This window comes from Microcystis sp. M53602_WE12 (assembly GCF_030065455.1).
Classification (GTDB): Bacteria; Cyanobacteriota; Cyanobacteriia; order Cyanobacteriales; family Microcystaceae; genus Microcystis; species Microcystis aeruginosa.
In genome coordinates this window covers 1-4,028 of the sequence record NZ_JASJFB010000199.1, presented here as the reverse complement: position 1 = coordinate 4,028, position 4,028 = coordinate 1, and the positions used below count along the sequence as shown (strand labels likewise).

Sequence of the window (4,028 nt, the reverse complement as noted above, 5' to 3'; positions counted from 1 at the left end):
ATGGCTTTTAAATGTTGATCTAGTTGTTCTTTTTGGTCTGTATTCATGATTCTACCGTTTAATTGTTTCTCTTTATTTTGCCTTAGCTAACGTTTTTAGTCTCTAAGCATTTATACTTATGGCAAAATTGGGATGCTCCCAGTTGACCTATATCGTTGCTCTGGAAATTGTTATGCAGAAAGTTGACCTATAATGTGTAGTTAGGCATACCTTCCACCTTCCTACCTTCCTTTCACTTTCAATCTAGATATGAGATGTCAGATTTAACAAGCATTGAAAAGATTAAACTAGAGAAATTGCTCGAAATGGGCAATGGTTATGTGCTTGATTTTTCAAACATAACCTTCCAAGAATTCGTCTTAGAAAATTTAAATATCGATATATATGATGAAAAATATAATTATAGTAGTGGCTCAAAAGCAAATCGATTAAGAGGTTTTTGGAAAGAAGAATCTAATTCTACAGTAGGAAAACTGATAGAAACACTTTTGGAATACTGGAAAACAAAAAAGTCAATAACTCGGAAAGCTATCACCACTGAGGAGGAACATTTATTTAACGAATGTCAAAAAATTGTAGAAAGATTGCAAGGAGGTAATACAAAGAATCGTAATCAGGATTCTCAGAGGAAGGAGGAATTTTCTTCACTTCGATCCAGTCTTCTGCTGGAATTTGATAACTTTACAAAGTTAATAAATTCGGAAGATAAGAAACAGCGAGGATTTTCACTTGAAGACTTGCTAAAACGTATTTTTTCTCTTTATGAGATTCCAACTCAAAAAAGCTTTAGGAGAAATGAGGGTGGAGAACAAATAGACGGCGCATTTAAGCTTGAAGGCTGGTACTATCTAGTTGAATGTAAATGGACTCAAAACTTAACGGATATACGGCAACTTGATAGCCTTTCTGGCAAAATCAGCCGCTCTGGTAAACAGACATTGGGATTATTTTTATCGATCAATGGTTGGTCAAAAAATGTATGCCCCTTACTAAAGCAGAATAATGACAAATCTATCATTTTGATGGATGGTTATGACTTACGATCTGTTCTTGTCGAGCATAATAATTTGGACCTGAAAAATTTACTTATGAAAAAGTTGGAATGCTTAAATTTGGAAGGAGAGCCATTTTACAGCGCACATCAACTATTACAAAATACTATGAACAATCAAATTGTGTAGTGATCGCAATCTTGTAGGGTGCGTTCCCTAAAACAACTTCTACCGCTTCAGCGATCGATTTTGGGGAACGCACCATGCACATTGATTGAAACTGTGAGTCTAAGTGCGATGCAGCCTTTGTGGTCCCAGTTGAGAAATGTTAGCGAAGATTGCCAATGTTTAGGTTAAAATAGAGGGGCAAAAGTTGCAACGGGGTCAGGACAATGACAGTTAATCAACTCCGCTACAGCAAAGAAGAATTCGCCCGACGTGGTAAAGAGATTTATCAATCTCAGGTGCGCCCCCAAGTCGAGGAAGGCAATCATGGGAAGATTGTAGCCATAGATATTGAAACAGGGGCTTTTGAAGTAGCAAAAGACAGCCTCACAGCTTCCGATCAACTTTTAGCCCGATTGACCGATGCTCAAATTTGGTTCGTAAGAATCGGACATCGAGCAGTTCATCGAGTCGGTTTGATTGGGGCAAATTTATTTCAATGATTAATCAACTCTACGCCTGTTTTTGCACAATCTTCTCACTCAATTCTAGGAAGGTGGGACAATATTAGATTAAGTACTAATAACTTAATATCTTATAGAGTTTTTCAAAAAGCGTGAGTTGGGTCAATGATCAGGAAACCTAACTATTTTCTAACCAAACGATTAGGAAACAGTTATGTTATGATTTTCAGAGTAAGCCGGAGATGATAAAACACCATGAAAAATCGCATCTTTACTGTTATTTTGTACAAAGAAGATAATATGTACATTGCTGAATGTCCAGAAGTTGGCACAGTAGATCAAGGAGAAACAATTGAGCAGGCGATTGCTGGATTGAAAGAAGCCACACGGCTTTACCTAGAGGAATTTACCTTACCAGAAACATCCCCTAGATTTGTGACCAGTATTGAGGTTAGTTATGCCTAAGCTGCCACGAATCTCTAGTCGGGAGGCAGTTAGATCTCTTGAACGCTTAGGCTTCGAGCAAGTTCGTCAAACAGGTAGCCATGTTGTGATGAAGAAAGAAACCGAAGATGGCAAAATTGGTTGTGTTGTCCCTTTACATCAGGAATTGAAGGTTGGTACATTAAGTGGAATTCTGAAACAAGCCCAAGTCACAGTTGAAGAGTTCATTGAAAATCTGTAGAGTCTGACAAATCACTGCACTCGACGTGATACCAAATACCAAAAGTATTTAGTCCCCCCAGAGAACCCCCTTGAGCCACATAGCACACTTTTCTTTTTTTGTCAAATTTTATGTTAAGAAAGATGTAACTAATGGATAGGGGGACTGTCAAAGATTAACCGTCTTCGTATTCGGGGATTCTTTCCTTTTTCTTCTCGGTGATATTGATGCGGGGGGGATTGTAATCTGGTTCCACGTCATCATCCCACATATCATCCTCGGCCTTATCCTCGTAATCGTCGTACTGAGGACGAGAAAAGCTTTCTGTGCGTTCTGAGCGCGCTTCTCCCCAGTTATCTTCTTCTTCCTCGTATTCTTCCTCATAATAACGAGCTTCGGCCCGTTTTTGCGGTGGGGGAGTGGCGCGCAGGGGTTCTTTTTCCCATTCATCCTCACTCCAGCGTTCTTCAACGGGTTTAGCGGCCTCAACGGGAGTGCGGAGGGGAATGCCCGTACCTAACTGATTTTCCGGACGAGCAGCGGGAGTATAATAAGCTTCTTCCTCTTCTCTTTCCCAGGGGGGACGACCAATACCCAAACGTTCCAAAACCCCCACACTAACTTGGGTGAGACGTTCTTCGGCCCCTTCAAAGACAATTAAGCGATTCGGACCGCTGCTAACCACTTCTTCAATGGCAATTTCGTAGGTACTGATCAATTGTTCGGGGATAAGAGGCAATCCCAGGGAAGCGATGACAATGGAATGTAATTGACCACTAAGGGGATCAAATTGATAATCGCGGACTTTGCCTAAAGGTTCGCCGGTTTCCGTGATCACTTCACTACCGATTAAGGGAGTATAAGCATCGATATCGACGGATTCCAAGACGTTATCATCTTCAACGAGAACCACGTCTCCTGTCTGACTGATGCTCGATAAATACATATATTGAGGCATTCCCGACAAGGAGAGGATATTATCGCGGAGTCCCAGGGCAACCACTTCTCGTTGATCGATATCTACAAGGATATCTTTAACAACGCCGAGTTTTTTGCCTGTATTGCGAGTGATAACCTGTGTATTTAAAAATTCTGAACGTAAGCGACTATTCTCTGTGATCATTTTTTCCTATGGGTAGGCGTTAGGTCGTGGGAATACGAGTTATTGTAGGCTTAATATATAGGGCGAGATCGAGGGTTAATTTACCGATATTGGCTTAGATCTTAAAGTTCCCTGAGATTAACACTTTTTTTGGCCTTGTTTGGGCGATAGTTTCGGGTGATAGATAGGGTTAAACCCATTTTAGCTAATTCTTTACATTTTTTTAGTGACAACAAAGCAGGAGCTAGAGAGAAACTCCCTTGGCTCCTGCTGTCTAGATTCTGATTACATAGTTAAAGACTGCACCTCAGTTTCGATCAGTTTAGCTAAGTCTTGCAGGAAGGAGGCTGCATCGGCCCCGTAGATGACTCGGTGGTCACTGGTGAGATTAACCGTCATCTGTTTTTGCACTCCGAATAAACCATCTTTATTGACGACGATTTGGGGACGGGAAGCACCCACGGCTAGGATCGCACCTTGGTTGGGGGGTAAGATAGCGGTAAAGCGATCGACTCCGAACATTCCCAGATTAGAAATGGTAAAAGTACCGCTATTATATTCTTCCGGTTGCAGTTGTTTACTGCGGGCGCGATCGACTAAATCTTTCCAACTGCGGGAGAGGGAATAGATATCCATCTGGT

Annotated in this window: 6 protein-coding genes; 4 read left to right on the top strand and 2 right to left on the bottom strand. The window is 41.1% G+C overall.

Annotated features, from left to right (window positions below; translation table 11 throughout):
- Window positions 1-254: 254 nt before the first annotated feature.
- From PX482_RS07505 to PX482_RS07490, 4 genes are all read left to right on the top strand, one after another.
- Complete coding sequence (locus tag PX482_RS07505) at window positions 255-1,181, top strand: restriction endonuclease (protein ID WP_002756726.1); 927 nt, start codon at window positions 255-257, stop codon at window positions 1,179-1,181.
- A gap of 203 nt (window positions 1,182-1,384) precedes the next feature.
- The gene (locus tag PX482_RS07500) at window positions 1,385-1,660 is read left to right on the top strand and encodes a hypothetical protein (RefSeq protein WP_147072884.1); all 276 of its coding nucleotides are present in this window, start codon (window positions 1,385-1,387) and stop codon (window positions 1,658-1,660) included.
- 216 nt (window positions 1,661-1,876) lie between these two features.
- Window positions 1,877-2,086, top strand: coding sequence for a type II toxin-antitoxin system HicB family antitoxin (locus tag PX482_RS07495; protein WP_002734849.1), 210 nt, complete (start codon window positions 1,877-1,879; stop codon window positions 2,084-2,086).
- Window positions 2,079-2,306, top strand: a complete 228-nt coding sequence (locus tag PX482_RS07490) for a type II toxin-antitoxin system HicA family toxin (RefSeq protein WP_002794482.1) — start codon at window positions 2,079-2,081, stop codon at window positions 2,304-2,306. Before PX482_RS07495 ends, PX482_RS07490 begins: the two co-directional genes overlap by 8 nt.
- Window positions 2,307-2,460: 154 nt before the next feature.
- Here the strand turns inward: PX482_RS07490 and PX482_RS07485 are convergent, their stop codons facing one another.
- Together PX482_RS07485 and PX482_RS07480 are read right to left on the bottom strand one after the other, a co-directional pair.
- Window positions 2,461-3,408, bottom strand: a complete 948-nt coding sequence (locus PX482_RS07485; RefSeq protein WP_287107799.1) for a PRC-barrel domain-containing protein — start codon at window positions 3,406-3,408, stop codon at window positions 2,461-2,463.
- A 264-nt stretch (window positions 3,409-3,672) separates the two neighbouring features.
- The coding region (locus PX482_RS07480; RefSeq protein WP_288122263.1) for a 2-oxo acid dehydrogenase subunit E2 at window positions 3,673-4,028 on the bottom strand (356 nt) is incomplete at its 5' end.